General features: G+C 67.8%; 10 protein-coding genes. 8 read left to right on the forward strand and 2 right to left on the reverse strand.

From position 1 onward, the window contains the following. Positions 1-69 precede the first annotated feature (69 nt). The 3 genes from OEJ36_RS26260 to OEJ36_RS26270 are packed head-to-tail and all read left to right on the forward strand — an operon-like array spanning position 70 to position 4,618. Complete coding sequence (locus OEJ36_RS26260; RefSeq protein ID WP_021217346.1) at positions 70-1,218, forward strand: efflux RND transporter periplasmic adaptor subunit; 1,149 nt, start codon at positions 70-72, stop codon at positions 1,216-1,218. After that, the gene (locus tag OEJ36_RS26265; RefSeq protein ID WP_043243517.1) at positions 1,215-3,191 is read left to right on the forward strand and encodes a MacB family efflux pump subunit; all 1,977 of its coding nucleotides are present in this window, start codon (positions 1,215-1,217) and stop codon (positions 3,189-3,191) included. The genes OEJ36_RS26260 and OEJ36_RS26265 overlap by 4 nt, the downstream gene beginning before the upstream one ends. Then, positions 3,188-4,618: an efflux transporter outer membrane subunit gene (locus OEJ36_RS26270; RefSeq protein ID WP_263404012.1), complete on the forward strand. Its 1,431-nt coding sequence runs from the start codon at positions 3,188-3,190 to the stop codon at positions 4,616-4,618. The genes OEJ36_RS26265 and OEJ36_RS26270 overlap by 4 nt, the downstream gene beginning before the upstream one ends. Positions 4,619-5,037: 419 nt before the next feature. On the opposite strand, the gene OEJ36_RS26275 is transcribed toward OEJ36_RS26270, so the two are convergent. Beyond that, positions 5,038-6,669, reverse strand: a complete 1,632-nt coding sequence (locus OEJ36_RS26275) for a PvdJ/PvdD/PvdP-like protein (RefSeq protein ID WP_263404013.1) — start codon at positions 6,667-6,669, stop codon at positions 5,038-5,040. A 173-nt stretch (positions 6,670-6,842) separates the two neighbouring features. On the opposite strand from OEJ36_RS26275, the gene pvdM reads away from it, so the two are divergent. The 5 genes from pvdM to OEJ36_RS26300 all read left to right on the forward strand — a co-directional run bounded on the left by pvdM (position 6,843) and on the right by OEJ36_RS26300 (position 14,701). Further along, entirely contained in the window at positions 6,843-8,216 is a 1,374-nt protein-coding gene (pvdM, locus tag OEJ36_RS26280) for a pyoverdine-tailoring dipeptidase-like protein PvdM (RefSeq protein ID WP_263404014.1), read from the forward strand. Continuing rightward, a complete protein-coding gene (pvdN, locus tag OEJ36_RS26285) occupies positions 8,216-9,505 on the forward strand; it encodes a pyoverdine-tailoring periplasmic protein PvdN (RefSeq protein WP_263404015.1) in 1,290 nt (429 codons plus the stop codon). The genes pvdM and pvdN overlap by 1 nt, the downstream gene beginning before the upstream one ends. Before the next feature lie 26 nt (positions 9,506-9,531). Beyond that, positions 9,532-10,386, forward strand: a complete 855-nt coding sequence (locus OEJ36_RS26290) for a formylglycine-generating enzyme family protein (RefSeq protein WP_263404016.1) — start codon at positions 9,532-9,534, stop codon at positions 10,384-10,386. A 111-nt stretch (positions 10,387-10,497) separates the two neighbouring features. After that, positions 10,498-12,147: a cyclic peptide export ABC transporter gene (locus OEJ36_RS26295; protein ID WP_263404017.1), complete on the forward strand. Its 1,650-nt coding sequence runs from the start codon at positions 10,498-10,500 to the stop codon at positions 12,145-12,147. A gap of 148 nt (positions 12,148-12,295) precedes the next feature. Next, the gene (locus OEJ36_RS26300) at positions 12,296-14,701 is read left to right on the forward strand and encodes a TonB-dependent siderophore receptor (protein WP_263404022.1); all 2,406 of its coding nucleotides are present in this window, start codon (positions 12,296-12,298) and stop codon (positions 14,699-14,701) included. Between the two features lie 580 nt (positions 14,702-15,281). Here the strand turns inward: OEJ36_RS26300 and OEJ36_RS26305 are convergent. After that, the gene (locus OEJ36_RS26305) at positions 15,282-16,238 is read right to left on the reverse strand and encodes an alpha/beta hydrolase (RefSeq protein WP_263404018.1); all 957 of its coding nucleotides are present in this window, start codon (positions 16,236-16,238) and stop codon (positions 15,282-15,284) included. Between the last annotated feature and the right edge of the window lie 42 nt (positions 16,239-16,280).

Here is a 16,280-nt window from a genome sequence, read left to right on the forward strand (position 1 = left end):
TCAACTGGCAGCGCCCCTTCGGCTGCCGCACCGCGCCGGCCAGGGCCCCACCCAGAGCCGGACATCTCCATGAGCGCCCCACGACTTTCACGCCGCCTGATCCTCGCCCCGCTGCTGCTCGTCCCCCTCATCGCCCTGGCCGCCTGGAAGGCCCTGCCGGATGGCATCCACGAAGGCGACACCGTGCGCGTGGCGGTCACCAGCATCGAAAGCAGCGTCAGCGCCCTCGGCACCCTGCAGCCACGGCGCTACGTCGACGTCGGCGCCCAGGCTTCCGGGCAGATCCAGAAGCTCCACGTGGAAGCCGGCGACACGGTCGAGGAAGGCCAGCTGCTGGTTGAAATCGACCCCTCCACCCAACAGGCTCGGGTCGATGCCGGGCGCTCCTCCATCGACACCCTCAAGGCCCAGCTGGAAGAACAACGGGCCCAGCACGAACTGGCCCGCCAGCAATACGCCCGCCAACAGAAGCTCGCCGCCAGCGGCGCCACCCGTGACGAAGACCTGCAGGTGGCCCACGCCCAGCAGCGCTCCACCCAGGCGCGCATCGCCATGATCCAGGCGCAGATCCGCCAGGCCCAGGCCACGCTGCGCAGCGACGAGGCCGAGCTCGGCTACACGCGCATCTACGCCCCCATCTCCGGCACCGTGGTCGCCGTCGACGCCCGCGTCGGCCAGACCCTCAACGCCCAGCAGCAGACGCCGCTGATCCTGCGCATCGCCAAGCTCTCGCCGATGACGGTCTGGGCCCAGGTGTCCGAAGCCGATATCGGCCGCGTGCGCCCCGGCATGCCCGCCTGGTTCACCACCCTCAGCGGCGAAGGCCGCCGCTGGGAAGCCCGCGTGCGCCAGGTGCTGCCCTTGCCGCCGCGCCCCCTCGACCAGCTCAGCCAGGGCGGCGGCAGCCCCACCGGCAGTGGCGGTCGCGTGGTGCTCTACACCGTGCTGCTGGACGTGGACAACCAGGACAACGCCCTGATGACCGAGATGACCGCCCAGGTCCACTTCGTTTCCCAGCGCGCCGAAAATACCCTCGCCGTACCCATCGCCGCCCTGCGCGACGGCGACGCTGGCGGCGACATGGTGCTGGTGGTCGGTGCCCGTGGCGCCCTCGAGGAGCGCCCGGTGCAGACCGGCGTGCGCGACCGCATGCAGGTCCAGGTGCTGTCCGGCCTGGCCGAGGGTGAGCGCCTGCTGATCGGCGAACCCGCCCAATGAAGGCCCTGCACGAACCCGCCCTGCTGGAACTGGTCGACGTCCGCAAGCGCTACGGCGGCAACGGCACCCCGGAAGTCGAGGTGCTGCGCGGCATCTCCCTGCGCATCGACGCCGGCGAATTCGTCGCCATCGTCGGCGCCTCGGGCTCCGGCAAATCCACCCTGATGAACATCCTCGGCTGCCTCGACCGCCCCAGCTCCGGCAGCTACCGCTTCGCCGGCCGCGACGTCGCCGCGCTGGATGTCGACGAACTGGCCTGGCTGCGCCGCGAGGCCTTCGGCTTCGTGTTCCAGGGCTACCACCTGATTCCCTCCGCCTCGGCCCGTGAAAACGTCGAGATGCCGGCCATCTACGCCGGCACCCCCGGCCCCGAGCGCGCTGCCCGTGCTGCCGAGCTGCTGCAGCGCCTGGGCCTGGAAAGCCGCGCCGGCAACCGCCCGCACCAGCTTTCCGGCGGCCAGCAGCAACGCGTCTCCATCGCCCGGGCGCTGATGAACGGCGGCCACGTGATCCTCGCCGACGAACCCACCGGCGCCCTCGACAGCCAGAGCGGCATCGAGGTGATGAAGCTGCTCGACGAGCTTTCCGCCCAGGGCCACGCGGTGATCCTCATCACCCACGACCGCGAAGTGGCCGCCCGCGCCCAGCGCATCATCGAAGTGCGCGACGGCCATATCCTCAGCGACAGCGCCGACGGCCAGCTGCCAAGCGGCAACGCCGGCGCACTGCCCGCCAGCCGCCTGCGCGAGCGCCTGGAAGAACGCCGCGAACTGCCCGCCGGTGCCTGGCGCGGTGAGCTGCTGGAAGCCCTGCGCGCCGCCTGGCGGGTGATGTGGGTGAACCGCTTCCGCACCGCCCTGACCCTGCTCGGCATCGTCATCGGCGTCGCTTCGGTGGTGGTCATGCTGGCCATCGGCGAAGGCAGCAAGCGCCAGGTGATGGCGCAGATGGGTGCCTTCGGCTCCAACATCATCTACCTCTCCGGCTTCTCACCGAACCCACGCGTGCCCGAAGGCGTGGTCACCCTTGCCGATATCGCCGCGCTGTCCGGCCTGCCCCAGGTGCAGCGGATCATGCCGGTCACCGGCGGCGACACCCTGGTGCGCCACGGCAACCTCGATTTCCAGGCCTACACCCGGGGCAACGGCATCGACTTCCCCAGCATCCTCAACTGGCCCGTCGCCGAAGGCGCCTTCTTCGACCAGGCCGACGAGGACAGCGCCGCCACCGTGGCGGTGATCGGCCAGAAGGTGCGCGACAAGCTGTTCGCCGGGCGCGACCCCATCGGCCAGCACATCCTCATCGAGAACGTGCCCTTCCAGGTGATCGGCACCCTGGTGGCCAAGGGCGCCAGCTCCGGCGACGAAGACGCCGACACCCAGATCGTCGTGCCCTACTCCACCGCCAGCATCCGCCTGTTCGGCAAGCCCGACCCGGATTTCGTCGTGGTCGCTGCCGCCGACGCCAGCCGCGTGCAACAGGCCGAAGCCGCCATCGACCGCCTGCTGCTGCGCCTGCACCGCGGCGTGCGCGACTTCGAGGTGACCAACAACGCCGCGCTGATCCAGGCCGAGGCCAGCACCCGCAACAGCCTCTCGCTGATGCTCGGCGCCATCGCCGCCATCTCCCTGCTGGTGGGCGGCATCGGCGTGATGAACATCATGCTCATGACCGTGCGCGAACGGACCCGTGAAATCGGCATCCGCATGGCCACCGGCGCCCGCCAGCGCGACATCCTCCGCCAGTTCCTCACCGAGGCCACGCTGCTCTCGGTCACCGGCGGCATCGCCGGCATCGCCATCGCCCTGCTGGTGGGCGGCGCGCTGCTGCTGGCGGACGTCGCCATCGCCTTCTCCCTCACCGCCATGCTCGGCGCCTTCGGTTGCGCCCTGGCCACCGGCGTCGCCTTCGGCTTCATGCCGGCGCGCAAGGCGGCACGGCTCGACCCGGTAACCGCACTGAGCAGCCCATGACCGTATTCACGCCCCGTACCCTGCTGCCCCTATGTCTCGCCCTCGGCGCCTGCGCCGGCACGGACAAGACGCCCACCACCGGCATCGCGCCGCCCGCCCATTGGCAGGCCAGCACCGACAACCGCCAGGCGCAGGTTGCCGCCGACTGGTGGCGCGCCTTCGGCAGCCCGGAACTCACAGCGCTGATCGACCAGGCCCGCCAGGGCAGCTTCGACCTGGCCGCCGGCCGCGCACGGGTGCGCCAGGCCAGCACTGCCGCGATCATCGCCGGCGCCCCGCTGTTGCCCGAGGTGAAGGCCGAGCTCACCGGCAGCTATCAGCAGCTGCTGGGCGACAAGGGCTTCAGTGCCCTGGATGCCTACGACGACCAGCCTCGCTTCGACACCTACGCCACCGGCCTCAGCGCCAGCTACGAGCTGGACTTCTGGGGTGGCAAGCGCGCCGCCCGCGACAGCGCCCTGCACGGCCTGGATGCGGCCCGCTTCGACCAGGCGACCCTGGAACTGACCCTGCTCGCCGGCGTCGCCACCAGCTACCTGCAGGTACTGGCCCTGGACGAACAGCGGCGCATCGCCGAAGGCAACCTCGACAATGCCCGCCAGGTGCTGCAACTGGTGGGCGCGCGCCAGGGCGCCGGCGCCGCCACGCAACTGGAACTCGCCCAGCAGCGCAGCCTGGTGGCCAGCCGCGAACGCGCCCTGGAGCGCCTGCACCAGCAGGCCGGGGAAGCCCGCGTCGCCCTCGCCGCCCTGCTCGGTCAACCGGTGCAAACCCTCAGCCTGAAGGGCGAGAAGCTGGACGCCCTGCAATGGCCCGGCACCGGCGCCGGCCTGCCCAGCGAACTGCTCGGGCGCCGCCCCGACATCGCCGCCGCCGAAGCCCGCCTGGCCGCAGCCGATGCCGACGTGCGCGTCGCCCGCGCCGCGATGCTGCCGAGCCTGACCCTCAGCGCCAACCTCGGCACGGGTTCCGAGCAGTTCTCCGACGTGCTGCGCAACCCCTACTTCGGCGTCGCTGCCGGCCTCACCGCGCCGATCTTCAACGCCGGCCGCCTCGACGCCAGCCACCAGCAGCGCCAGGCCCGCGAGGAAGAGTTGCTGGCCAACTACCACGCCGCCATCGTCGCCGCCTTCGGCGATGTGGAACGCGCCCTGCTGGCCATCGACGGCCTCGACCGCCAACGCCAATGGCAAGCCGAAGAGCTGGCCCAGGCGCAACGCGCCTTCGACCTCGCGGAAAACCGCTACCGCGCCGGCGCCGAAACCCTGCTCACGGTGCTGGAAACCCAGCGCAGCCTCTACCAGGCCGAAGACGAAGCCGTGCAACTGCGCCTCGCCCGCCTGCAAGCCGCCGTCGGCCTCTACAAAGCCCTGGGCGGCGGCTGGACGCCGGAGGCCAATCAGCTGGCCGAACGCACCCCGGGCTGAAGCCCGGGCTACCCAATTCGCACCAGGCGCAGCATCGCCCGTGGGAGCGAATTCATTCGCGATTGGCAATGCACCATGCGCCAGGCAATCCCCACCCGTAGGAGCGAGCTCTGCTCGCGAAGCTTTTGTAGGACGGGTCGGGCGGCGTTCCGTGAGCTACGCGAAACCCATCGATCCGGAGCCTCGTACAAAACGCCGCGCCACGCCCAACCCCGCCTGGTGGAGGTAAAAAGCGACCTCCACGCTCCGAGGTACACCCTGCCTGTGGGAACGAATTCATTCGTGATCGGCATTCAGGCACGCGCACAGGCCGATCCCGGCACGCTTGTGTAGGGGCGAATTCATTCGCCCAGCGGTGCGCAGCATCGCCCGTGGGAGCGAATTCATTCGCGATGCCCGCCACGCTGGCCAAGGCCGGATCAGGCCTTGCCCGGCAACTTCAGGTTGCGCGCATACCAGGGCCGGCGCGGGGTGCGGCGCAGCAGGTCGCTGATATCACCCTCGTCACTGAAAGCGATGCGCAAGGCCAGCTTCATGGCTTCGATCTCCATCTCGCCCATGCCACCACCGGCGTCGGTGATGCCGCCGCAGCCATGGGTGCTCGGCCCGAGCCAGGGGTCGGCCACCTCCACCCAGCGCCCCGGCGCGAACCAGGAGACGCCGTTGATATCGCGGCGCTGCACCTCGCCCGGGTGGGCGCGCTCATGGGCGCGGTACCAGTCCTCGATGCGGTCGTCGATCCAGCCATGGAAGCGCCAGAACACCGGGTTCACATGGGAGGAAAAGGGGTCGCCCAGATAGTCGTTCTCGGCGCGGAACCAGCGCGCGGCGTAGTCCGCCTGGTCGCGGTCGCCCACCACCGGCATGCCGTTGGATGGGTCGCGGGTGACCGTCGCCCAGCGCATGTGCAGCCAGTCGTGGATGTTCAGCTCCACCTCGGAGCCGAACTCCGCCAGGGTCAGCCGGCTCAGGTAGTCCGGGTCCTGGTACTGGGATTCCCACACCTGGAAGTTGCTGAAGAAGGTCTCGCCCGCCTTGATGCCGCGCAGCCACTCGCTCAGTTCCTCGTCATCGGCCGCCAGCCAGGCCGGCGGTACCGAGTTGCCGTCGTGGTTCTCCTGGTAGCGGATGAACCCCAGGCGATCGTGCTCGACATAGGGCGACGGCAGCGGCAAACGCTTCCAGTCCGGCAGATCGGGTTGCAGGACGCGGGCCTGGCCGAGCATGTGCCGGTGCATGAAGAAGAAGTCCTCGCCCGAGCCATTGAGGTGCTTGCGCCGCCCCCGTGCGCCCCGCTCGGCGTCACGCGGGCCGGGCTGCCAGCCGGCGCCACGCAGGGCGTCGCGCCTGGTCTCGTCGAGGCGGTGCCACTTGTCCCGGGTGGCGTGCCAGAGCTGGTGGAACAGCCGGTGCTCGGCGGACACCAGCCAGCGCATCAGCGCCGGTGCCAGCGGGGTGACCTGGTGCGCCTCGGGAAAGGCACGCTTGGTGGCGACGAACTGGCTGTCCGGCTCGGGCATGTCCAGCGGCCGGTCGATACGGCGGATGCGCCCGGTCAGCGTCCCCGCCCCGGCATCACCCCAGCTGCTCCAGACCTCGTCGAGGATCGCCTCCAGCTCATGGCTGGGGGCCGACTCGCCCACCGGCACCAGGCGCCAGCGCAGCTTCCCGGCATCCGCCGCCACCAGCTCGCCCAGCACCCGGTAACGGGGCTCTTCGCTGCCACGCAGGCGTTCGCCCAGGTCGATGAAGCCACGCAGGGAGCGCCCGGTGGGGCCGATATCGAGGAGCATCTGCACGCCCTGCACGGGCAGGTCGTCCAGGCCGATGTCCATGCCGCTGAAGCGCAGGTCCCAGATGCCGCGCAGCTTGCCGGTGAGGCTCACGCCCTCGCCTGCAGCGGCCTCGACACTGGCCTCGCCAGGGGTCTCCACCTGGTCCTTCTCCAGCTTGTCGTCGTGGTCCACCGGCTGGCGTGCGTACCACACCGCAGGCACTGCCGCCCCGACCACCGCCAGCCCCGCCATGAACCCACGCCTGGAAAACCTCATCGTCACATCCGTATCCGTGTCAGCCACTCCAGCTAGAACGAGAGGCCCTGATACAAATTTACTGCCCCCGCAGCGCTAAATTTCCCGCCGCCACCCTCGTTCCTCCGTGACAGGCGAACCCCGCAGCGGCGGGCGCCGGAACCGCATCGACCCTGGCAATCAACGGGATGGCAATGAACACGACCCGCTCCAGCAAGGCCCCCTACCTCGTCGCCCTGGCGCTTCTCCTCGCCCTCGTCGCTGCTGCGGCCTGGTACTTCTTCATGCAGCGCCAGCCCGAGGGCTACCCGCGCGAGGTGATGAAGCACGCCGAGGAGCTGCAGGACCGCATTCTTTCCTTCGACAGCCACATCACCGTGCCGCCGGACTTCGGCACCGGAGGCAACGAGGTCGACAAGGACGGCGAAGGCCAGTTCGACCTGGTCAAGGCCGGGCGCGGGCGCCTCTCCGGCGCGGCGCTGACCATCTTCGGCTGGCCGGAGATCTGGAACGGCCCCAACGCCCCCCATCGCCCCACCGCCGCCTTCGTCGACGAGGCGCGCCACCAGCAGGAACTGCGCTACAAGATCATCAGCGGCATGGTGCGCGACTTCCCCAACCAGGTCGGCATCGCCTACACCCCGGCCGACTTCCGCCGCCTGCACGGCGAAGGCAAGTTCGCCATCTTCATCAGCATGCTCAACGCCTACCCCCTGGGCGATAACCTGGGCGCCCTGGACACCTGGGCCGCGCGCGGCATGCGCATGTTCGGCTTCAGCTACGTGGGCAACAACGCCTGGGCCGACTCCTCGCGCCCGCTGCCCTTCTTCAACGACAGCGTCGATGCCCTCGGCGGCCTCTCGCCCCTGGGCGAGCAGGCGGTGGCGCGGCTCAATGACCTGGGCGTGATCATCGACGTGTCGCAGATGTCCACCCTGGCCCTGGAAGACGTCGCGCGCCTCAGCCGCGCACCCATGGTCGCCTCCCACTCGGCGCCGCGCGCGCTGGTGGACATCCCCCGCAACCTCAGCGACCGCGAGCTGCAAACCATCAAGGACAGCGGCGGCGTGATCCAGGTGGTGGGCTTCCCCGCCTACCTCAAGCCCCTCAGCAAGCCGACCCTGGACAAGCTCAACGCCCTGCGCGCGCGCTTCGACCTGCAGCCGCTGGACGGCCTGGCCAATGCCCTGATGCCGGGTGACGCGATCATCTCCATCTGGTCCGAACAGCGCTTCGGCGAGTACGCCAGCTCGCTCTACGCCATCCTCGAAGAGGAGCCCCGTGCCAGCGTCAAGGAGCTGGTGGACGCCATCGACTACACCGTGCGCAAGGTCGGCATCGACCATGTCGGCATCGCTTCCGACTTCAACGACGGTGGCGGCGTCGACGGCTGGATGAACGTCGGCGAGTCGCGCAACCTCACCGCCGAACTGATCCAGCGCGGCTACTCCGACGCCGATATCGCCAAGCTCTGGGGCGGCAACTTCCTCCGCGTCTGGGAAGAGGTGCAGCGCCGCGCCAAGCCGGCCGCCGCCAGCGCCGAGCAACCGCAAGCGGAGCGTGGCTGATGAGCGATCGCCGTACCTTCCTCAAGCAGGCCGGCCTGCTCGCTGCCGCCCTGCCCCTGGGTTCCACCCTCGCCGGCCACGCCCAGGCCGCCACGCCGCCGGCCAGCCCGGCCAAGGACAAATGGCAGGCGCTGCGCCAGCAGTTCGACCTGGACCCGGCCTACCTGCACTTCTGCAACTTCCTCCTCGCCTCCCACCCCCGCGTGGTGCGCGAGGCCATCGCCCACTTCCGCGCCCGCCTCGACCAGAACCCCGGCGAAGTGCTGGACTGGGAGCGCGAGGAACTCTGGGGCTACGAGAACGAGGTGCGCGCCTGGGCCGGCCACTACTTCGGCGTGCAACCGAACCAGGTCGCCCTCACGGGCAGCACCACCGACGGCCTGTCGATGATCTACGGCGGCCTGCAGGTGGCACCGGGCAAGGAGATCCTGGTCAGCGCCCACGAGCATTACTCCACCATGACCCGCCTGGAGTACCGCGAGCAGATGATGGGCACCCGGGTGCGCAGCGTGCCGCTATTCAAGGCGCCGCACAGCGCCTCGGTGGACGAAATGCTCGGCAACATCCGCCAGGCCATCCGCCCCGAGACCCGCGTACTGGGCATGACCTGGGTGCAATCCGGCAGCGGTGTGAAGCTGCCGGCGCGCGAGGTCGGCCAACTGGTGAAGGAAGCCAACCAGGGCCGCGACGAGGCCGACCGCATCCTCTACGTGGTGGACGGCGTCCACGGCTTCGGCGTCGAGGACCTGAACTTCGCCGACTTCAACTGCGACTACTTCATCGCCGGCACCCACAAGTGGCTGTTCGGCCCGCGCGGCACCGGCGTCATCATCGCCCGCGAGGAAAAACCGCAGCCCCATCTGGTGCCCAGCGTGCCCACCTTCACCATGGGCGAGACCTTCGGCACCCTGATGACCCCCGGCGGCTACCACGCCTTCGACCATCGCCTGGCGGTGGGCAAGGCCTTCGAGCTGCACCTGGAGCTGGGCAAGGCCGATGTCCAGGCACGCATCCACCAGCTCAACAGCTACCTCAAGGACCGCCTCGCCGAGCACGCCAAGGTGCAGTTGGTCACGCCGCGCAGCCCCGCGCTGTCCTCGGGTTTCACCTTCTTCCGCGTCGAAGGCCGCGACTGCGACGCCGTGGCCCGCTACCTGCTGCAGCACAAGGTGATCAGCGACGCCGTGAACCGCGACGTCGGCCCGGTGGTGCGCCTGGCCCCCGGCCTGCTCAACGACGAAGCCGAGATCGACCGGGTGATGGACATCCTCGCCCCGCAGCTCGCCTGACCCTTTCGCCATTCGAGAGAACCGCCATGCATGCACTCAAGCCCCTGGCCCTGGTGGCCACCCTGTTCGCCGCCGCCCCGGCCTTCGCCGCCGAGGCGAACAAGCCCGGCAGCCTGTTCAAGGACTGCAAGGACTGCCCCGAGATGGTCGTGCTGCCCGCCGGCAGCTTCACCATGGGCACCCCCGACGACGAAGTCGGCCGCCAGCCCGATGAAGGCCCGCTGCACACCGTGACCTTCGCCAAGCCCTTCGCCATCAGCAAGTTCCAGGTGCTGGCCAAGGAGCTGCAGGCCTGGCAGCGCGAGGCCAAGGTCACCCTCCCCGACGGCGACGACCGCCCCGGGCGCCTGTGCAGCAACGGCAAGCCCAGCTACCCGCAAGGCCCCGAGCAGCCCGCCGTGTGCATCAGCTACGACGAGGTGAAGGCCTATGTCGCCTGGCTGTCGAAGAAGACCGGCAAGCACTACCGCATGCTCAGCGAATCCGAACGCGAGTACGCCGCCCGCGCCGGCAGCGAAGGCCCCTTCCCCTTCCCCTTCGACGAAGGCAAGGAGTACAGCATCGCCCAGCACGCCAACACCTACGGCGCCGCCGACGGCTACAACTTCACCTCCCCGGCGGGCACCTTCCCGGCCAACGCCTTCGGCGTCTACGACATGCACGGCAACGTCTACGAATGGGTGGCGGACTGCCTGCACGACAGCTACGTCGGCGCCCCCACCGACGGCAGCCCCTGGATGGAGAAGAAGTGCGAGGTCGTGCAGATCCGCGGCAACGACTGGGGCGAGGCGCCGATCTTCTCCCGCTCCGGCAACCGCAATGCGCTGGTCACCACCGAGCGCGGCGACTGGATCGGCTTCCGGGTCGCCAGGGAGCTTTAGCCCCCCCGCTAAATTTGACCCGTCACCAGACGTTCAAGAGGTGCGCAGCCACGGGTTGCGCCCCAGCGGGTGGCAGCGGCCACCCGCCAACTCTTCAAGCAGGTACCCCCCATGAACAGGCCCGCGCGCGGAGTGATCAAAGAGTTGTTCACGCTGCTCAAACCTTTCCGACTGATCGTCATCAGCTCCATCGTGCTGGGCATGGTTGGCGGCCTCAGCGTCACGGTGCTGCTGGCGACCATCAACGGCGCCCTGCACTCCGAAACCAGCCTCAGCGGCGGCGTCGTGGCCGCCTTCGCGGGGCTGTGCCTGCTGGCACTGGGCAGCGCCATCTATTCGGACATCGGCACCAACTACGTCGGGCAGCACATCATCGCCAAGCTGCGCAAGGAGCTGGGCGAGAAGGTGCTCTCGGCGCCGATCGAGCAGATCGAGCGCTTCCGCACCCATCGCCTGATCCCCGTGCTGACCCATGACGTCGACACCATCAGCGACTTCGCCTTCGCCTTCGCCCCGCTGGCCATCTCGTTCACCGTCACCCTGGGCTGCATGGGCTACCTGGCCGTGCTGTCCTGGCCGATGTTCCTGATGCTGGTGGTGGCCATCATCGTCGGCACCGCCGTCCAGTACCTGGCCCAGGGCCATGGCATCAAGGGGTTCATGCAGGCCCGCGATTGGGAGGACGACCTGCAGAAGAACTACAGCGCCATAGCCGAGGGCGCCAAGGAACTGAGGATCCACCGCCCGCGCCGCAACCGCATGTACGTGTCCGGGATCGAGCAGACGGCCGAAAAGATCTGCGATACGCAGATCCGCTCCATCAACATCTTCGTGATCGCCAAGTCCTTCGGCTCGATGCTGTTCTTCGTGGTCATCGGCCTGGCCCTGGCCATGCAATCGATCTGGCCGAGCGCCGACAAGACGGTCATGAGCGGCTTCGTCCTGGTGCTGCTGTACATGAAGGGGCCGCTGGAGCACCTGATCGGCACGTTGCCGATCATCGGCCGCGCGCAGATCGCGTTCCGCCGCATCGCCGAACTGTCGGAGCAGTTCTCCTCACCCGAACCCCACCTGCTCCTCAACGCCCAGGGCAGCCCGGACAAGTCCATCAGCAGCCTCGAACTGCGCGATGTGTCCTACGCCTTCCCCGCCGTCGAAGGCAGCGCCCCGTTCCGTCTCGGCCCGGTGAACCTGAAGATCGACCAGGGCGACATCATCTTCATCGTCGGCGAGAACGGCTGCGGCAAGACCACCCTGATCAAGCTGCTGCTGGGCCTCTATGCCCCGCAACATGGCGAGATACGCCTGAACGACCAGGCGGTGAACGCGCGTACGCGGGATGACTATCGCCAGCTGTTCACCACCATCTTCGCCGACTACTACCTGTTCGATGATGTCGTCCAGGGCGACCAGCACCTGCCCGAAGACGCCAACACCTACCTGGAACGCCTGGAGATCGCCCACAAGGTGAGCGTAAGGGACGGCTCCTTCACCACCACCGACCTGTCCACCGGGCAACGCAAGCGCCTGGCTCTGGTCAACGCCTGGCTGGAAGAGCGGCCCGTGCTGGTGTTCGACGAATGGGCCGCCGACCAGGACCCCACCTTCCGCCGCATCTTCTACACCGAGCTGCTGCCGGACCTCAAACGCCTGGGCAAGACCATCATCGTGATCTCCCACGACGACCGCTATTTCGACATCGCCGACCAGCTGGTGCGCATGGAAGCGGGGAAAGTCGTGACCGAATTGCAGACGGCGTGATTGATCACGATTCTTATTTCCGGTTTTTTCAGTGCCATCCGTCTTATCAAAAATCAAAAACAACGCCATCACTTTGAAGACCAAGAGGACCACCATGCCAGCGCTTCCGGGACTTACGAACCTCACCAAGGCATTGCTCATGCGCCGTATGCTTCAGCCGGGTTTCAACGCCACCGCGCTGGGCTTCGCCTTCTCCATGGCGGTTGCCGCCCAGGTACAAGCCCAAGAGATCGAATTCAACATTCCCGCCCAGTCGCTGGCCAGCGCGCTGCTGACCCTGGGCAAGCAAGCCGACCTCCAGGTGCTGTACAGCGCCGATGACGTCCAGGGCCTGCGCAGCCAGGCGGTCGTCGGCCGCTTCTCCACCGACAAGGCCCTGGCGCGGATGCTGGCGGGCACCAACCTGTCCTTCAGCCTGCAGAACAACACCGCCATCCTGCAGAAGCGCTCCGCCTCCGACTCCGTCGAGCTGAGCACCATCAACATCTCCGGCAAGTCGTCCGAATCAGCCTATGGCCCCGTCGACGGCTACGTGGCCACCCGCAGCGCCACCGGCACCAAGACCGACACCCCGATCCTGGAGATCCCCCAGGCCATCAACGTCGTCACCGCCGACCAGATCGAAACCCAGGGCGCCCGCAACCTGACCCAGGCCCTGCGCTACACGCCCGGCCTCGGCGTCAACGGTTTCACCGATCGCAACGCCATCGCCGACGAGATCACCAGCCGCGGCTTCGCCCCGACCCCGCTGTACCTGGACGGCGCCTACCTGCCTTACGCGGGCAGCCTGGGCGGTGCACCGCAGATCGACCCTTACACCCTGGAACGCGTCGAAGTGCTCAAGGGGCCGTCCTCGGTCCTCTACGGGCAGAACCAGCCCGGTGGCGTGGTGAACATGGTGTCCAAGCGCCCGACCACCGAGCAGCGCAGCCAGGTGAAGTTCGGCCTGGGTAGCTACCACCGGGTGAACGGTGCCTTCGACACCAGCGGCCCCATCGACGAGGAGAAACAGTTTTCCTATCGCCTGGTCGGCCTGGCCAAGAAAGGCAACGAGCAGGTCGCGCACACCAACAACGAACGGCTGCTGCTCGCTCCCAGCCTGACCTGGACCCCGTCGGAAGACACCTCCCTGACCCTGCTGGCCCAGATCCAGCGTGACGACGGCCTGTTCGACTACCAGGCCCTGCCGATGGTCGGCAGCCTGGTCCGTGGCCCCAACGGGCAGAAGATCGACCGCGACTTCTTCTCCGGCGACTCCAAGTACAACGATTACAAGCGCGACCAGTACATCCTGGGCTACGACTTCACCCAGAGCCTCACCGATGACCTGACATTCCGCTCCACCGCCCGCTACATCGACGTGCGCGACCGCTACAAGGGCTTCTACCTGCGCAGCTTCGCGACCGACACCAACGGCGACACCGACTACACCCGCGCCAACCGCGTGAAGCTGGACTGGCAACAGCACAACATCGCCTACACGCTGGATAACAACCTGGAGTTCAGGTTCAACACCGGCGCCCTGGAGCACACCACCCTGGCGGGGATCGACTACCGCCACTTCAACCGCAAGTACGACGGCTACAACGCCTACAACGTGCTGCCGGTGGACCTGTATGGCAAGAACAACTACGACACCAGCAGCGTGACGCCCGTACTGGACACCAAGTGGGACAACACCATCCGCCAGGTCGGCCTCTATGCCCAGGACCAGATCAAGCTCGACAGCTGGATCCTGACCATCGGCGGCCGCAAGGACTGGGCCGAGGTGGAAAACAAGGACCTGCTGGCCGACACCATCACCGAACAGCGTGACCACAAGTTCACCGGTCGCGTGGGCCTGACCTACGTCACCGACTTCGGCCTGGCGCCCTACGTCAGCTACTCCGAGTCCTTCCTGCCGACCGTCGGCACCGCCGCCCCCGAGCGCGGTGGCAAGGCATTCGAGCCGACCGAAGGCGAACAGTACGAAGTGGGCGTGAAGTACCAGCCCTATGAGAAGACCCTGATCACCGCAGCAGTTTTCCAGATCGAGCAGAAGAATGTGCTGACCGGGGACGTCGAATACCCCCAGTACCAGTCGCAACAGGGTGAAGTGCGCTCCCGAGGCATCGAGCTGGAGGTCAAGTCCAGCATCGAGAACATCGACGTGCTCGCGGCCGCGACCTACATCGACTCCTTCTACACCAAGGAAACCTACGGCAACGAAGACAACCGCAGCGAGGCGCAGGCCCCCGTGTCCGCGACCGCCTGGGTCGACTACCACTTCGTCCAGGCGCCCCTCGCCGGCCTCACCTGGGGCGTGGGCGCGCGTTACACCGGCCGCAAGCCGGGCGACGCCGCCAACAGCTTTCACACCCCGTCCTATGTCGTCTACGACACCACCCTCAGCTATGACCTGGGCAAGCTCTCCAGCGACATGCGGGGCCTCCAGGCCAGCCTGAACGTGCAGAACCTCTTCGACCGCGAATACGTGTCGGACTGCAACTACTCGTTCGGCTGCTACTACGGCCAGGAGCGTGTCGCTTCGGTCGAGGTGTCCTACGACTGGTGAACGCCAGCGGCATGAAGAAACCGGGCTCAGGCCCGGTTTTTTTATGGCTGCCGTGCAGGGCCGAGGCCAACGTTCAACTCAGGGAGTACCACCCTCCTCCGATCCATGAAAAAACCGGGCCTTGACCCGGTTTCCGGTCTTGCGCGGCCTGGGCCGCCGGGTGCTATGGCTCTGTCTGCGTTAAGTGTTGCTAGAGGATTTGAGCCCAGCTGATTGCTGAGTTTTGTTGGTACTTCTGGTTTCGCCCACCCGGGCGAGTCCCTTTTTTCAATCGCCAAAAAAGGAACCAAAAACGCTTGCCCCATCATCCGGCCCGACTGCGTCGGGTTCCCTCACTCCATCGTCGCTCTGGGGGCCGGCGCGATGGGCCATCCATGGCCTGGCGCGCCTCTCGCGGCATCCATGCCGCTCGTCCCCCGGCGCAACGACTGCGTTCGGCCTCCTGGAGGGGCGTTGGCGGCTGCTCCAACTTCTTCGTCCAGCGCATCACCACGTGGTGCGCACAGGCTTTCGTAGGATGGTGTAGAGCGAAGCGAAACCCATACAGCTAACGCCGACAGAGCCGGGGGCTATCGCCGGCTCAACGCGCCAGCGCCTGGCGCAAGGCGGACACCAGCTGCGCGTAGACGTCGTCGATATCCGGCACCACGCTGCGCAAGCGCAGGAAGTCGTGGATCAGCCCCGCGAACTCCAGCACCTGCACTGCAACCCCCTGCTCCTGCAGGCGCCGCGCATAAGCCCGCCCCTCGTCCAGCAGCGGGTCGAACCCCGCCAGGGCGATCACCGCCGGCGCCACGCCGGCATGGTCGGTCGCCAGCAACGGCGAGAAGCGCCAATCGAGCCGGTCGGCCGCCTCCCGCGCGTAATGCCGGTAGAACCACTCCAGGGTTTCGCTTTCCAGCAGGTAGCCCTCACCGAACAGCTGCATCGACGAGCTGCTGGCCGAGGCATCGGTAACCGGGTAGCACAGGAGCTGCAGGCAGGGCCTGATGACCGCCTCCGCCGAGCGCGCCGCCTCCAGGGCCAGCACCGTGGCCAGGGTGGCGCCGACGCTGTCGCCGCCGAAGACCACGCGGGTGGGATCCAGGGATTGCTCCCCGGCATGGGCGGCCAGCCAGGCTAGCGCATCGGCACCGTCGTTCAGCGGGGTCGGGAACCTGTGCTCGGGCGCCACGCGGTAGCCGACCGAAAGCACCGCGCACGGCGTCCGCTCGCAGAACTCGCGGCACACGCCGTCATGGGAGTCGAGGCTGCCGACCACGTAGCCTCCGCCGTGGAAATACACCAGGACGGGCAGCGTTCCGCTGGCAGTGGATGGCCGGTACAGGCGCAGGGGCAGCGAGGCGCCATCCCGGCTGTGGAACTCGAAATCCGTGGAAAGCACGCCCTGCGGCGCGGCCCAGCGCAACTGCCCGGTGGTGCGTTCGAAGGCCTCCCGGGCCTGTTGCGGGGACGACACATGGAAAGGCCCGGGGCCACTGGCCTGGCTTTCTTCCGCCAGGTCGAGGAAGGCGTTCAGCTCTGGATGCAATGGCATCGCATGGTTCCTTGATCAAGGGGTACATCCACCGGAGGGGCC

This window comes from Pseudomonas sp. PDM13 (genome assembly GCF_025685765.1).
In the GTDB taxonomy this organism is placed as follows: Bacteria; Pseudomonadota; Gammaproteobacteria; order Pseudomonadales; family Pseudomonadaceae; genus Metapseudomonas; species Metapseudomonas solani.